The sequence below is a fragment of the Halostella litorea genome (assembly GCF_004785955.1).
GTDB classification, from domain to species: domain Archaea; phylum Halobacteriota; class Halobacteria; order Halobacteriales; family Natronoarchaeaceae; genus Halostella; species Halostella litorea.
In genome coordinates, this window is record NZ_SJER01000001.1 from 819,306 (window position 1) to 833,102 (window position 13,797).

Annotated in this window: 11 protein-coding genes; 5 read left to right on the forward strand and 6 right to left on the reverse strand. The window is 70.5% G+C overall.

Going from position 1 to position 13,797, the window contains the following annotated elements; genetic code table 11:
• Positions 1-1,821, reverse strand: coding sequence for a formate/nitrite transporter family protein (locus EYW40_RS09740; protein WP_135821414.1), 1,821 nt, complete (start codon positions 1,819-1,821; stop codon positions 1-3).
• A 72-nt stretch (positions 1,822-1,893) separates the two neighbouring features.
• Positions 1,894-3,231, reverse strand: a complete 1,338-nt coding sequence (locus EYW40_RS09745; protein ID WP_135821415.1) for an NAD(P)/FAD-dependent oxidoreductase — start codon at positions 3,229-3,231, stop codon at positions 1,894-1,896.
• A gap of 89 nt (positions 3,232-3,320) precedes the next feature.
• On the opposite strand from EYW40_RS09745, the gene EYW40_RS09750 reads away from it, so the two are divergent.
• Both EYW40_RS09750 and EYW40_RS09755 read left to right on the forward strand, forming a co-directional pair.
• Positions 3,321-4,205, forward strand: coding sequence for a homoserine kinase (locus tag EYW40_RS09750; protein ID WP_135821416.1), 885 nt, complete (start codon positions 3,321-3,323; stop codon positions 4,203-4,205).
• The gene (locus EYW40_RS09755) at positions 4,195-4,542 is read left to right on the forward strand and encodes a hypothetical protein (RefSeq protein WP_135821417.1); all 348 of its coding nucleotides are present in this window, start codon (positions 4,195-4,197) and stop codon (positions 4,540-4,542) included. The genes EYW40_RS09750 and EYW40_RS09755 overlap by 11 nt, the downstream gene beginning before the upstream one ends.
• On the opposite strand, the gene pdxS is transcribed toward EYW40_RS09755, so the two are convergent.
• Positions 4,539-5,447, reverse strand: a complete 909-nt coding sequence (gene pdxS, locus EYW40_RS09760) for a pyridoxal 5'-phosphate synthase lyase subunit PdxS (RefSeq protein ID WP_135821418.1) — start codon at positions 5,445-5,447, stop codon at positions 4,539-4,541. The two genes, EYW40_RS09755 and pdxS, sit on opposite strands and share 4 nt — an antisense overlap.
• Before the next feature lie 104 nt (positions 5,448-5,551).
• Between pdxS and EYW40_RS09765 the strand changes: the two genes are divergently transcribed.
• A complete protein-coding gene (locus tag EYW40_RS09765; RefSeq protein WP_135821419.1) occupies positions 5,552-6,271 on the forward strand; it encodes a DUF1405 domain-containing protein in 720 nt (239 codons plus the stop codon).
• A gap of 14 nt (positions 6,272-6,285) precedes the next feature.
• Here EYW40_RS09765 and EYW40_RS09770 read toward each other — a convergent pair whose 3' ends face one another.
• Both EYW40_RS09770 and EYW40_RS09775 read right to left on the reverse strand, forming a co-directional pair.
• On the reverse strand, positions 6,286-8,928 hold the full coding sequence (locus EYW40_RS09770) for a valine--tRNA ligase (protein ID WP_135821420.1): 2,643 nt from the start codon (positions 8,926-8,928) through the stop codon (positions 6,286-6,288).
• 199 nt (positions 8,929-9,127) lie between these two features.
• The gene (locus EYW40_RS09775; RefSeq protein WP_135821421.1) at positions 9,128-9,766 is read right to left on the reverse strand and encodes a DUF8102 family protein; all 639 of its coding nucleotides are present in this window, start codon (positions 9,764-9,766) and stop codon (positions 9,128-9,130) included.
• A gap of 72 nt (positions 9,767-9,838) precedes the next feature.
• On the opposite strand from EYW40_RS09775, the gene EYW40_RS09780 reads away from it, so the two are divergent.
• A complete protein-coding gene (locus EYW40_RS09780; protein ID WP_135821422.1) occupies positions 9,839-12,442 on the forward strand; it encodes an efflux RND transporter permease subunit in 2,604 nt (867 codons plus the stop codon).
• 27 nt (positions 12,443-12,469) lie between these two features.
• Here the strand turns inward: EYW40_RS09780 and EYW40_RS09785 are convergent, their stop codons facing one another.
• Positions 12,470-13,375: an HFX_2341 family transcriptional regulator gene (locus EYW40_RS09785; protein ID WP_135821423.1), complete on the reverse strand. Its 906-nt coding sequence runs from the start codon at positions 13,373-13,375 to the stop codon at positions 12,470-12,472.
• Positions 13,376-13,489: 114 nt separating this feature from the next.
• Here EYW40_RS09785 and EYW40_RS09790 point away from each other — a divergent pair, with 114 nt between their 5' ends.
• Complete coding sequence (locus tag EYW40_RS09790) at positions 13,490-13,741, forward strand: DUF7127 family protein (protein ID WP_135821424.1); 252 nt, start codon at positions 13,490-13,492, stop codon at positions 13,739-13,741.
• Positions 13,742-13,797 lie beyond the last annotated feature (56 nt).

A 13,797-nucleotide genomic window follows, 5' to 3' on the forward strand; every position in this document is an offset into this window, starting at 1 on the left:
CTACCGGCGGCCGAACAGCCGCTCCCGGAAGCTCCGCGCGGTCGGCCGCTCGGCCAGCAGCACGGAGCAGTCGACGTTTCCGACGATGTCGTAGTGGAGCGACCCCCGCACGAGCCGCGACAGCAGGCCGCGCTCGGTCGCCCCGACCAGCAACAGCGTGTGGTCGACAGCCTCGCGCTCGATGACCGCCTCGACGTCGCCGCCCTCGTACACCGTCCGCGGCGCGTCGTCGAGGCCGTGCTCGGCCGCCCAGTCCGCGAGGAACCGCTCGCCGGCGTCGCGCTCGTCCGGACCGTCGACGACGTGGAGCAGCGACACCTCGGCCCCGGTTCGGGCGCGCAGCGCGCGGGCGACCTCCCCGTTCAGGTCGGCGTTCGGGCCGTCCACGACGGGCAAGAGCACCCGCGACGGGTCCAGATCGCGGTCCTTGAGCACGAGGAAGTCACAGGGGAGCTGGTTCGTCAGCTCGCCGATCGGCCGGTCGGCCCGCGCGGCGTCCCACAGCCCGTCCTCGCCCCAGCCCATCACGACCAGGTCGGCGCGCTTGCGGTCGGCGATGCCGAACACCTCCTCGAACGAGCGGTGAGTGATGACCGTCGACGTCCGCCAGTCGACGTCGTAGTCGCCGACCGTCCCCCCGACGTCCGCGAGCAGCGACTCGGACTCGTCGACGATCCGCTGGGTCTGGCCGACGCCGTACGTCCGCGCGGGCTTTTGGACGACGTGGACGACGTCGACGACCGCGTCCTCGCGGTCGCTGGCGAGCCGGCAGGCGAACTCGACGAGCCGCGTCTCCGTCCGCGGGTTCGAGATGGGCACGACGACGCGGTACGGGCCGTTCTCGTCGTCGGCGATCCGTTCGGCGGTGTCGACGAGCGGGACGTAGGAGCGCCCGACCAGGTCCCCGAACAGCCACTCGCCGACGGAGAGCTGGCGGTCCGCGCCCTCGAAGCGGGCCGATTCGAGGCGCTCCTCGGTCGTCTGGAAGTAGTTGACGGCGGTGACGAGCACGACCCCGCCCAGGGTGTTGCCGAGCAACACCGGGAGGACGAACTCGGTCATGCCGACCACCGGCGACAGGTCGCCGAGATACACCAGGTAGATCATCTCGGTGAACGAGACGACCGAGTGAAAGAGGCCGCCGATCGGGATCGAGAGGAACGCGATGTAGACGACGACGAGCCGGGAGATGGTGTCGCGGGCGGCGTACTCCACCCAGACGACGCCGGCGACGATCAGCCCGGCGAAGGCGGCCTTCGAGAACAGGGGCCACCAGCCCGTGTCGATCCCCTTCTGGGCGATGCTCGCCGCCGCGGTGGCCGCCTCCGGCGACAGCACGCCGCCGAACGCGAGCGCCGCCGCGCCGAGCGCGCCGCCGGTGAAGTTCCCGGCGAGCACGACCCCCCAGTTGCGCAACAGCGCCGGGACGCTCGCCAGCCGCTCCAGCGTCAGCGCGACCGGCGGGAGCGTCTGCTCGGTGTACAGCTGGTAGCCGCCGATGATGATGTAGACGAACCCGAGCGGGTACAGCATGGCGCTGAGGACCGGGTCACCGCCCGTGGAGGCGTACAGGGAGACGTACAGCAGGAACGTGATCGTGATCGCAAAGCCCGCGGCCAGCCCGCCGAAGAACAGTTCGCGGTTCCCCGCCGTGATCTCCTCGTCGGCGGCCGCGACGATCCGCTGGAACACCTCGTCCGACGAGAAGCGGTCGCGGACGACGCGTCCGACCGCCGGCGCGCCGCTCCGGGACCGTTCGACCGCCTCGCGTACCGCCTCCTCGCCCTCCGGGGGGTCGAGTTCGCGTTCGGGATCGTCCATACCCCGAACCCTCGTACGGCGGAACTAAACGTTTGGGTGACCCGTATCGTGGCCGGCCGGGTTTCGGAGCCGTCAGCGCCGCGCGGGCGTCTCGGTCCGCGGGCGCTCGGCGGCGCGGTCGGCCGCCTCGAACCCGGCGACGATGCCGCCGTTGAGGCTGCGCTCGGGGTACTGAGCGCGGCTCGCCATCCCCGCGTAGTACAGCCCGTCGGCCACCTCGTCGCCGAGGTCGTACGGGATCACCATGTCGAGGTAGCCCCGCTCGTACACCGGCGCAGTGCGGGGGTTACGCGACGTGCGGACCCAGTTGACCGCGTCGCGGTCGAACTCGGGGAACAGCGACTCGATCCCCTCGAACCACCGCTCCTCGACGGCGTCGTCGTCCAGCCCCCAGATCTCCTCCGAGGGGTCCTGCACGTAGCGGGCGACGTACAGCAGGTGTTCGCCGCCGTACCGCTCGGGTTCGACGAAGTTCGTGTGCTCGATGAGCGCGCCAAAGGGCGCGTCGTCGGCGACGTTGAGCCAGTACGTGTCGAGCAGCGGCTCCTCCATCGATATCACCGAGCAGACCGTCGCCTGGAAATCGATGTCGCACTCGTAGCCCGAGAGCGACTCCAGCACGTTCGGCATCGCCGCGACGACGACGCCGTCGACGTCGTGAGTCTCGACGCCGTCGGCCGTCTCGGCGGTCAGCGTCTCGACGGTTCCGTCCGCCATCCCGAGGTCGGTGACCCGCGCGCCCGTCGTGATGTTCTCCCGACCGACGTCGTCGACCATGGCGTCCAGCAGGACGCCGAAGCCGCCGTCGAGGTAGCCCAGGATTTCGCCGCGGAGCAGGTCCCGCTCGCCGCGGAACTTGATCCGGCCGAGCAGCCAGGCGGCGCTGACGTCGTCCTTGCGGTCGCCGAACTTCGCGTCCAAAAGCGGCTCGAAGAAGTTCTCGTACACGCCCTCGGTCGTGTGCTCGACGACGAACTCCCGGATGGGCACGTCCTCGAAGTCCTCTAGGCGCTCGTACGTGTCGAACTTCGGGACGCCGCCCCGCACGTCGACGTCCATCGTCAGGAGGCCGAGCCGGAACGTGTCGTACAGCGAGAGGTGGGGAAAGGCGAGTATCTCCCAGGGCTTGTCCAGCGGGTGGACGACGCCGTCGACGTAGTTCGCCGTCGTGGAGTAGCGCCACTCCAGGCGGTCGCCGAGGCCGAGTTCCTCGATCACCTCGACGATGGTCTCCTCGGACTTCGAGAGGTGGTGGTAGTAGCGCTCTATCGGGTCACCGGCCGTCTCGTACGTCGCCGCGAGGCCGCCCAGCGCGTCGCTCGCCTCGAACACCTGCACCTCGCGGCCGCGCTCCTGCAGGCGGTGAGCCGCCGCGAGCCCGGCGATCCCGCCGCCAACGATGCCGATCATGGCGGGGGGTTCGGCCGTGCCCGGGATGGGTCTTTCCATGGAGCCGCGGGTTCGCTACCTTTTTGCGTGGGGTCAGGTAACTGACTGGCATGCTCACCGTCCGCGCTCCCGCGACCAGCGCGAACCTCGGGAGCGGCTTCGACGTGTTCGGGGCCGCGCTAGACCGCCCCGCGGACGTGATCCGCGTCGAGCGCGCGTCGGAGACGACCATCGAGGTCACGGGGGCCGGCAGCGAGTTCATCCCGGAGGACCCGGAGAAAAACACCGCCGGGGCCGTCGCGGAGGCGCTCGACGCCCCCGCCCGGATCCGCATCGACAAGGGCGTCCGGCCCGCGTCGGGACTCGGCTCCTCGGCCGCCAGCGCCGCGGGCGCGGCGCTGGCCCTGAACGAACTGTACGACCGCGGCCTCACCCGGGAGGAACTCGTGCCCGTCGCCGCAGAGGGCGAGGCGCTGGTGTCCGGCGAGGCCCACGAGGACAACGTCGCGCCCGCCCTGCTCGGCGGCTTCACCGTCGCCCGCGGCGACGGCGTCGCGCAGATCGACGCCGACGTGCCCCTCGTCGTCTGTCTCCCCGACATCGTCGTCTCGACCCGCGACGCCCGCCGCGTCGTCCCCGAATCCGCCGACGTGGAGGACGTGGTCGACACCGTCGGCCGCGCCGCCACGCTCACGATCGGCATGGCCCGCGACGACCCCGCCCTCGTCGGCGTGGGGATGGAGGACGACATCGTCACCCCCGCCCGCGCCGCGCTCATCGAAGGCTACGACGCCGTCCGCGACGCCGCGCTCGACGCCGGCGCGACCGGCGTCACCGTCAGCGGGGCCGGGCCGGGCGTCATCGCCGCCTGCCACGACGACGGCCGCCGCCGCGTCGCCGCCGCGATGGTCGAGGCGTTCGACGACGCCGGCATCGACAGCCGCGCCTACCGGACCCGGATCGCCGACGGCGCGGAACTGTTCCGTGACCCGTGACCGGGCGGCCGACGCGCTCTCTGCGCTGGCCGTCGGTGCCGTTCTCGCCGTCCTCCTCGCGCGCCGTGACGCCGCGCTTGCTCCCGTAGCCGTCGCCGCCGGAGCCGTCGGCGCGGCGCTGCTGGAGGCCCTTCTGCTCCGGCACCGCGAGCGGGTGCGGCGGCTCTGGGAGCGCCCGCGAGTGCGCTGGGGCGCGACGCTCGTCGGCGGCGCGGCGGCCGTCGCCGTCGGCCCGTTCGCCCCCGCTTGGGCGCTGTGGGCGCTGCTCGGCGGGGTCTGTGGCTACCTGACGCTGCTGGTCGCGGCGACCGTGGAAAAGCGGCGGTCGGCGGCCTAGACGCCGCGGTCCTGGAGCTTCTCCTCCTCGGGGAGGTCGGCGTTGGCGTCGCCGCGCATGCCGCTGCCGATGTCCTTGCTGATCTCGGCGAGTTCGGCGGGGTCGTCCCAGTTGTTCGTCGCCTGCACGATGGCCTCGCCCATCGCCTCGGGGTCCTCCGCGCCGAAGATGCCGCTGCCGACGAAGATGCCGTCGCAGCCGTGGTGCATCATCAGGGCGGCGTCCGCAGGCGTCGCGATGCCGCCGGCGGCGAAGTTGACGACCGGCAGTCGGCCCTGGTCGGCCGTCTCGTGGACGAGGTCGGCGGGCGCTTCGTGCTCGCGGGCCCACTTCTCGCGCTCCTGGTAGCTCATCCCCTCGAGCTTGCGGATCGAGCCCTTGATGTTGCGCTGGTGGTGGACGGCCTGGTTGACGTCGCCGGTGCCGGCCTCGCCCTTGGTGCGGATCATCGCCGCGCCCTCGTCGATGCGGCGCAGCGCCTCGCCGAGGTTGCGCGCGCCGCAGACGAACGGCGAGGTGAACTCGCGCTTGTCGATGTGGTAGCGGTCGTCGGCGGGCGTCAGCACCTCGCTCTCGTCTATCATGTCGACGCCGATCGACTCCAGGATCTGGGCCTCCTTCGTGTGGCCGATCCGGGACTTGCCCATGACGGGGATCGACACCTCGTCGATGATCGCTTCGACGTCGACGGGGTCGGGCATGCGGGCGACGCCGCCGCGCTTGCGGATGTCGGCCGGGACGGCCTCCAGAGCCATCACCGCCACCGCGCCGGCGTCCTCGGCGATCCGGGCCTGTTCGCGGTTGACGACGTCCATGATGACGCCGCCTTTCTGCATGCGGGCGAAGCCCCGCTTGACCAGTTCCGTCCCGCGTTTGAGCTCCTCCAGATCGGTCTCTTCGGCCATGGCAAACCGTTCGGACCGGTCGCACTTACCGCTGTCCTTTCCGGCCCCCCTCGTTCGTGCCGAAACCGCTACGGTTTTGCGCCCGCCCTCCGTGGTCACCGTCGATGTCAACGCTCCCGGCGCGGCCGTCGCTGCCGCGGTACGTCGCGCCCGTCCCGCGGAAGCTGGAGGACCTTGGCCTCCGACTCGCGTGGATCGTGGTCGCCATCAACCTGCTCGGCACCGCCTTCGGCTTCTGGTACTACGGTTTCGACCCGCTCATGCTCTCGGGGTCGCTGATAACCGGTCAACTGGCGACCGAGCCGACCGCGATGTGGCCGTTCGTCCCCGACAGCCCCGTGGCGACGCTGTTTATCGCCGCCGCCGTCGCCTCGTGGAAGCTCGGCCGCCAGCGCGAGTGGCTCACCGCGCTCGCCTTCTTCGGCTGTCTCAAGCTCGGGCTCTGGACGCCGTACGTCCTGCTCGTGTTCAAGTCCGACTTCTCCTACCTCCACCCCGCGATGTACAACTTCCTGTTCTGGAGCCACCTGGCGATGGTCGTCCAGGGATTCGTCCTCTACCGCATCGCGGACTTCCGGGTCGGTGGCGTCGCCGTCGCCCTGCTGTGGTACGGGTTCAACGACGTGGTCGACTACTTCGTCCCCATCGTCGGGACGCCCCACCACACGTTCGTCCCCGCCGAGGACCTGACCGGCAGCGCCGTCGTCCACACTTCGCCCGCCCACGAGTACGCTGCCGCCGGCGCAGTCGTGCTGACGCTGCTGGCGACGTTCCTGGCGCTCGCGACGCGGGTGAAGAAGCTCGAACTCGAACAAGGGCCCTGAAAACGGCCCGCCGCTCAGTTCCGCACGACGACGACCGCAGACTCCGTCTCGATCATCTCGCCCTCGCCGGAGTAGGTGCGCTCGCGCTCGACCTCGAACAGGTCGGGGCCGAGCGTCTCGCCGGCGACGCGCAGGCCGTCGTCGGCGACCTCGAACTCGCCGGCCTCGATGGCGGCGTCGATGTCGCCGACCTTCTCGCCGTACTGCGGGCCGACGGTGGAGTAGTCCAGGTCGATGCTGGTGATCTCAGTGGTGGTGTCGGGCTCGGCGTCGAACGTCTCCAGTTTCCCGACGTGCATCACCTCGGCGACGGCGTCGGCCATGCCGCCCAGGTCGCCGTACACCTCGACCGCGTCGACGTCGGCGTTGAGCGCGAGCTGGTGTTCCGTCTTGTACTTGCGGAGCGCGGAGACGACCTCCATCGCCGTCTCGCCGGCGGCGAGGTCGGCCTCGTAGCCGCGCGGTTCGGGCCAGTCGGTCGTGTGGACGCTGTCGTCGCCGTGCATCGCCCGCCACAGCTCCTCGGTGACGTGGGGAAGCAGCGGGGCGAACAGCTTGCAGAACGTCCGGTGGGCCGTCCGGAGCGCGTACGCCGTCGAGTCGGTGTCGCGGTTCTTCGCGATTTCGAGGTAGTCGTCGCAGAACGTGTTCCAGAAGAACGTCCGCAGGCGGTCGCGGGCCTTCGCGAACTCGTACGCCTCGAAGTGGTCGGTCAGGTCCTCGACGACCGCGTCGAGTTCCGCGAGGATCCACTCGTCGATGGGGTCTAACTCGGCCGGCTCGTCGACGGTCTCGGGGGTGAGCTGGTCGACGAGCTTCGAGGCGTTCCAGAGCTTCCGGAGCAGCTTCTCGCCGGCGACGATGTCCTTGTCGAGGAAGGGGAAGTCGTCGCCGACCGCCGTCGAGGCCGCCCAGTAGCGGATGGCGTCGACGGGGTACTCGGCGACGACGTCCTTCGGCGCGACGATGTTGCCCTTGGACTTGGACATCTTCTCGCGGTTCTCGTCCAGCACGTGGCCGTGGATCATGACGGTGTCGAACGGCACCTCGCCGGTGTGCTCGTAGCACTTGACGACCGTGTGGAACAGCCAGAAGCTGATGATGTCGTGGGCCTGCGGGCGCAGGTCGAACGGGTACAGTTCGGGATGGTCGAGGTCGCCGGCGGCGAGGTCACCGTCGCCGAGCGTCTCGGGGTCCCAGCCGGCGTTGATCAGCGGCGTCAGGCTGGAGGTCGCCCACGTGTCGAACACGTCGTCCTCCGGCTCGAACGAATCGTGTCCACACTCGGGGCAGGCGTCGACCGGCGGGTCGTCCGCGAGCGGGTCGACGGGCAGGGCCTCACGGTCCGCGACGACCTCCTCGCCGCAGTCCTCGCAGTACCACACCGGGAACGGGATGCCGGAGTCGCGCTGGCGCGAGATGAGCCAGTCCCACTCCAGCCCCTCGATCCAGTGTTCGTACCGCGTGAACATCTTCTCGGGGTACCAGTCCATCTCGCGGCCGGCCTCCAGGTACTCCTCCTTGTGGTCGAGTATCTCGACGTACCACTGCTCGGAGACGCGGAACTCGACGTCGGTCTCGCAGCGCTCGTGGACCTGCACGGTGTGGGTGTGCTCCTCGCGGTCGACGAGGTGGCCAGCCTCGTCGAGGTCCTCGGCGATGGCCTCGCGGGCCTCGTGGGTGCTCATGCCCTCGTAGTCGCCGGCGAGGTCGGTCATCGTCGCGGACTCGTCGATGGCGACGCGCAGGGGGAGGTCGTGAGCCTGGTACCACTCGATGTCGTTCTGGTCGCCGAACGTACAGCACATGACGACGCCCGTCCCCGTCTCCAGGTCGACGCGGTCGTCCTCGATGATCGGGACGCTGTGGCCGAACAGCGGCACCTCGGCCTCCCGCCCGATCAGCTCCCGGTTCTCGTCGTCGTCCGGGTGGACGAAGACGGCGACGCAGGCCGGAAGCAGTTCGGGGCGGGTCGTCCCGATGACGAACGAGTCCCGGCCGCTCTCGGTCGGCTCCGTCAGGTCGAACCGCACGTCGTTGAAGTGGGTGTGGCGCTCGGCGTCCTCCTGTTCGACCTGCGAGATGGCCGTCTCGCAGTCGGGACACCAGATCGCGGGGGCCTGCTTGCGGTACTCGCGGCCCTGCTCGTAGAGGTCGAGGAAGGACAGCTGGGAGGTCCGCTGGACCTCCGGGCTGATCGTCTTGTACGTCCGGTTCCAGTCGATCGAGATCCCGAGGCCCTGCATCTTCTCGGTGAACTCGGCCTCGTACTCGCGGCACACCTCGCGGCACTTCTCCTGGAACTCCCGGCGGGAGTACTCGCCATGGCGGATGCCCAGTTCCTGCTCGGTGAGCCGTTCGGAGGCGATCCCGTTGTCGTCGTAGCCGAACGGGAACATCGCGTCGCCGTCGTGCATCCGGTGGAACCGGGCGGCGAAGTCCTGGAGAGCCTGGCCGTACATGTGGCCCATGTGGAGGCTCCCGGACACGGTCGGTGGGGGGGTGTCGATGGAGTAGACGGTGTTGGGGTCCGTCTCCGCGTCGCCCTCGTAGGCGTACGTGTCGTTTTCGACCCAGTGCTCCTGCCACTTCGATTCGGTCGCCTCGGCGTCGTAGTCGCCGTCGAGGCGGTCTCGGGGTTCGGTGTCTGCGCTCATGTGTGGGGTGTCGCTGTCGTCTGTACCGGTCGGTTCCTCGCAGTGGCGCTGTGGGCGCTGCGTCGCCGGACGAAGAAGTGGGTAGGTGGGGCTAGGACGCCCCTACACGTACTCCCGCAGCGGCGGCGAACCGCCGGCCGACTGCGCCGTTCCGGCTCATCGTCGTAACTGTGCTCCCCGTTCGGATTTAACGCTTACGTCATTCCGACCAGGAGAGCACGGCCAGCGAATCCGTCGGGAACCGCACGTCGGCGTCGAGGTAGTCCGCCAGCCGGTCGACGTGGTCGTTCTCGTCGGCCGCGCCGTCCTCGACGCGGAGCGTGATCCGGTCGTAGCCGGCGAGGTCGGTCTCCCGCTCCATCACCAGCGAGAACAGCTCCCGCGGCGCGACCGGCGTGCCCTCGTCGAGCCGCGCCTCGACGCCGTCCAGCGAGGACTCGACCTCCGTCTCGACTTCGAACGTCACCGTCACGTCGACGTTGGCGGCGAGTTGGTCGACGGCGTACGCCGTCTCGGCCCCGCGGACGGCCGGTTCGAGGACGCGCTCGAAGTCGACGCCCTGCTCCTTGAGGCCGATGTACGCGAAGGAGAGCATCGCCGTCAGCCCGTCGATCAGCGCCTCGTCGTCCGTCGCGCCGTCGAACACCTGCCGCCGGTCAGACCCGTCGAGATAATGCGTGAGCAGGTCGAAATCGAGGATCCCGTTCTCGATCCGCCGCCGGATGCGCGCCTCCGCGTTGCGCTCGGACTGCGCGTGGCTCAGCTCCCGCTCCCCGAGGAGGTACTCGCGGTCGGCCGTCGTCAGGACCCCGCGGTCCCGGTCCGTGTCGGTGTTCATAATCGATATCGGATTATACAGTAGCTCGTTCCTGCCGAACCTATATGAATGCACGGGCCGCAGCGACGGACGATGACCGACGGACTCGCCGACCGGTACGCCGCCTTCCTCGCCGACCGCTACCGCCTCGTCGCCGTCGCGGTACTCCTCCTGACCGCCGTCGTCGCCGCCGGGGCGGTCGTCGGCGAGACGGCGGACGGCGGCATCGGCCAGTTCGAGACCGACACGCCGGAGCGGGCGGCGTTGGAGGAGATCGAGGCCGACTACCCGAGCGACGACGCCGTCGTGACGCAGGTGGTCGTGCGCGACGGGAACGTCCTCTCGCGGGATTCCCTGCTTTCGAGCCTCCGCCTCCAGCGGGACCTGCGGGCGAACGACACCGTCGGCCCGACGCTCCGCGAGGAGCAGGGGACCGTCGGCCTGGAAAACGTGATCGCGACGGCCGCGTACTACGAGGACCGGAGTGCCGGCGGGAACGCGACCGGCGGCCCGCCCGGCGGGAGTAGCGGGAACGCGTCCGCCGCCGGCCAGCAGCGACCGACCGCCCCGACGCTGGACGAGCAGGTCGCCGCCCTCGAATCGCGTAACGCGAGCGAGGTCGAGGCCCTCGTCGGCCGGGTGCTTGACCCCGACGCGGAGACGCCCGGCGGCGACCCGTACCAGTTCCTGCCGTCGTCGTACCGGCCCGGCGCGACGACCGCCGACGCGCGGATCACGTTCGTGTTCCAGGCCGACGACAGCGGCCCGGACGCGGACCCGACGGCCGCCTACGACGCCCAGTTGGCGATCGAGTCGCTCGTCGAGGAGCGGTTCGACGACGCCTTCGCGTTCGGGCAGGGGATCACCGACGACGCGTCGTCGCGGGCGGTCGGCGACAGCTTCGCGATCATCACGCCCGTCGCGCTCGTGCTCGTCCTGCTGGTGCTGGGCGTCGCCTACCGCGACGTCGCGGACGTGCTCGTCGGCGTGTTCGGCATCGCCACGGTTCTGGCGTGGCTCGCGGGGATCCAAGGGTGGCTCGGCGTCCCGTCGAGCCAGTTGCTGATCGCCGTCCCGTTCCTGCTGATCGGGCTGTCCATCGACTACTCGCTGCACGTCGTGATGCGCTACCGCGAGGCCCGCGAGGGGACGCTCCGGGCCGACGACGACGCGGTCGGCCGCCGGTCCCCCGCCCAGGCGACGCGGCTCGGCGTCGCCGGCGTCGTCTTCGCGCTCGGCGCGGCGACGTTCTCGACGGGCATCGGCTTCCTCTCGAACTACGTCAGCCCGCTGGCCGCGATCCGGGACTTCGCCGTGCTGTCGGCCGGCGGCATCCTCGCCACGTTCGTCGTGTTCGGCGCGCTGGTGCCCGCGGTCAAACTGGGCGTGGAGAACGCGTTCGACCGCCTAGGCTTCGAGCGCCGCAAACCCGCGGTCGGCCTCGAAGCCGGGCCGATCAACCGCGGGCTCTCGGGAGCCGTGGCGCTCGCGCGGCGCGCGCCGGTCGGGGTCGTCGTCCTCTCGCTCCTGCTGGCCTCGGCCGGGGCGTACGGCGCGACCGGCATCGACACGGAGTTCAACCGGGCAGACTTCCTGCCGGAGGACGCGCCGGCGTGGGCCGACTCCCTGCCCGGCCCGCTCGCGCCCGGCGACTACGACGTGCGCGAGCACGCCGCCTACCTCGGCGACAACTTCCGCCAGCGCGGCCAGGGGTCGGAGGCGCAGGTGCTGTTACGCGGGAACGTGACCGACCCCGCAACCCTGCGTTCGCTGGACGCCGCGACGAACGACCCCGAGCGGGGCGGGGCGGTCGTCGTCCGCTCGGACGGGACGGCCGCGGTCGAGGGACCCCACACGCTGCTCCGCGAGGTGGCCGCCGAGAACGACACCGTCGCGGCAGCCGTCGGCGAGCGGGACGCCGACGGCGACGGCCTGCCCGACCGGGACGTGGCCGCGGTGTACGACCTCCTCTACGACGCCGCGCCCGACCGGGCCGCCGAGCACCTCGCCCGGACAGACGGCGGCGAGTACGCCTCCGCGCGCCTCGTCGTCGGGGTGCAGGGCGACGCCGCCGCCCAGACCGTCGCCGGGGACGTACGGGCGTTCGCGGCCGCGGTCGCGTCGGACGCGCCGGTGACGGCGGTCGCGACCGGCGGCCCGGTGACCACCGCGGTCCTGCAGGACGCGCTGCTGGAGACGCTGGTGGAGGCGTTCGCCGTAACGCTTCTCGTCGTCCTCGCGTTCCTGACGGCGCTGTACTGGCGGCGACACGGCGCGCCCGGCCTGGGCGTCGTCACGCTCGTCCCCGTGCTGGTCGCGCTGGCGTGGCTGCTCGGGACGATGCGGGCGTTCGGCATCGCGTTCAACAGCGAAACGGCGGTGATCACCAGTCTCGCCATCGGGCTGGGCGTCGACTACAGCATCCACCTCGGCGAACGCGTCGTCGAGGAGCGGAAGCGACGCGACGAGTTCGCCGACGCGCTGTCGGCGGCGGTGACCGGCACCGGCGGCGCGCTGCTGGGCAGCGCCGCGACGACCGCCGCCGGCTTCGGCGTCCTCTCGCTCGCGCTCGCGCCGCCGCTCCAGCGCTTCGGCATCGTGACCGGGCTGTCCATCGTCTACGCGTTCATCGCCTGCCTGACGGTGCTGCCCTGCCTGCTCATCCTCCGGGAGCGGGCGCTGGCGCGGTTCGCCTGACCGGCCGACGGCCGCCGTTCCGGCCGGTTACTCGCCCAACCCGTCCCCGCCGTCGGAGTGGGAGTTCACCCACAGCTCCCCGATGCGGGAGAGCCGCGTCCGGTAGGACTTCCCGCCGGCCTCCTGCTCGATGTACCCCTTCCCGCCGGGGCCGAGGCGGTCGACGTTGTAGATCACCTTCGAGCGGAAGCTGTCGGTGTACTCCTCGTTCAACTCGGCGGCCAGCGCCTCCGCCAGTTCGGAGACGGACTCGAACTCGCCGTGCTCGCCGAGCTTGTAGAGGATCAGCTCCTCGAACGGCTTCACGTTCGAGAACGAGGCGACCGGCAGTTCGACGATGTGGTCGCCGTCTATCTCCTTCGCGCCGATCGTCGTGCCGCGCTCGTCGAACTCCGCGAGCAGTTCCCGGGCGCTCTCCAGGCGCTCGGCGACGCGCTCGTCGTCCATCCCGCCCCCGCCGGCGTCCGAGAGCAGGTCGATCTGCTTCCGGAGCTCCTCGGCCAGTTCGGTTTCGAGGTACTTCTCGGGGACCGTGTAGTAGGTGTGGATCTGGTCGCGGTCGCCCTCCCGCTCGACCATGATCGAGTGGGCCGCCGTCGCGAACGCGAAGCTGACGGTGCGGGGCATCGCGCTGACGTTGACCCACACCTCGTTGCCGTCGTCCAGTTCGGCGTTGATCAGGTCGTACGCCTGCGTGAACGCGGCGTCGTAGTCGTACACGTCCTCGATGACGAACCGCTCGGTCGACGCGCCCAGCAGGTTGCGGAAGTCCTTCTCGAGCTTCTCGGAGAGGTTCCGGGAGTACTCGACGTTCGCCTCGCTCCCGACCGCCCCCTCCAGCAGGATGACGTGGTCGACGTCCAACTGGTCGCGCACCAGCGGCGCGATCAGCCGGTCGTAGTCGAAGCCGACCGGGACGATGTGGGTCTGCATACCCGGACAGTCGCCCGTGAGGTATAAAAACGGTCAGACTCGGAACCGGTCGCGGCCCGGCTACCCCGGTGATTAGGCCCGCCCCTTACCCCTGTGGAGCGGCAAGGCCGGGACATGAAAACGCCGTCAGAACTCGAAAGCGTCGCCGGGGAACGGGAAGCGGTGACGATCGCCGAACGGGAGTACGACGGGGAGAGCGTCGTCGCCGTCGACTTCGGTCCGGCCGCCGGGGAGCCGTCGGTCGACGTCGTCGGGGGGACGGCAATCGTCGTGGTGGACGACGCGCAGTACGAGTTCGACGTGCCGCCGGACGCCGACGAGGTCACGACCAACGGCGGCGTCCTCACGATCAGGGCCGAGCGGTAGGCCCCGGTTCGGGGTCGGGGGGAAGGCACGCAAATGGCCCTCGGCGCGGGGCGACC

Coding starts and splice junctions, on each gene's coding strand:
- EYW40_RS09740 (WP_135821414.1), bottom strand. CDS start 1,821: ATGGACGATCCCGAACGCGAACTCGACCCCCCGGAGGGCGAGGAGGCG.
- EYW40_RS09745 (WP_135821415.1), bottom strand. CDS start 3,231: ATGATCGGCATCGTTGGCGGCGGGATCGCCGGGCTCGCGGCGGCTCAC.
- EYW40_RS09750 (WP_135821416.1), top strand. CDS start 3,321: ATGCTCACCGTCCGCGCTCCCGCGACCAGCGCGAACCTCGGGAGCGGC.
- pdxS (WP_135821418.1), bottom strand. CDS start 5,447: ATGGCCGAAGAGACCGATCTGGAGGAGCTCAAACGCGGGACGGAACTG.
- EYW40_RS09765 (WP_135821419.1), top strand. CDS start 5,552: ATGTCAACGCTCCCGGCGCGGCCGTCGCTGCCGCGGTACGTCGCGCCC.
- EYW40_RS09770 (WP_135821420.1), bottom strand. CDS start 8,928: ATGAGCGCAGACACCGAACCCCGAGACCGCCTCGACGGCGACTACGAC.
- EYW40_RS09775 (WP_135821421.1), bottom strand. CDS start 9,766: ATGAACACCGACACGGACCGGGACCGCGGGGTCCTGACGACGGCCGAC.
- EYW40_RS09780 (WP_135821422.1), top strand. CDS start 9,839: ATGACCGACGGACTCGCCGACCGGTACGCCGCCTTCCTCGCCGACCGC.
- EYW40_RS09785 (WP_135821423.1), bottom strand. CDS start 13,375: ATGCAGACCCACATCGTCCCGGTCGGCTTCGACTACGACCGGCTGATC.
- EYW40_RS09790 (WP_135821424.1), top strand. CDS start 13,490: ATGAAAACGCCGTCAGAACTCGAAAGCGTCGCCGGGGAACGGGAAGCG.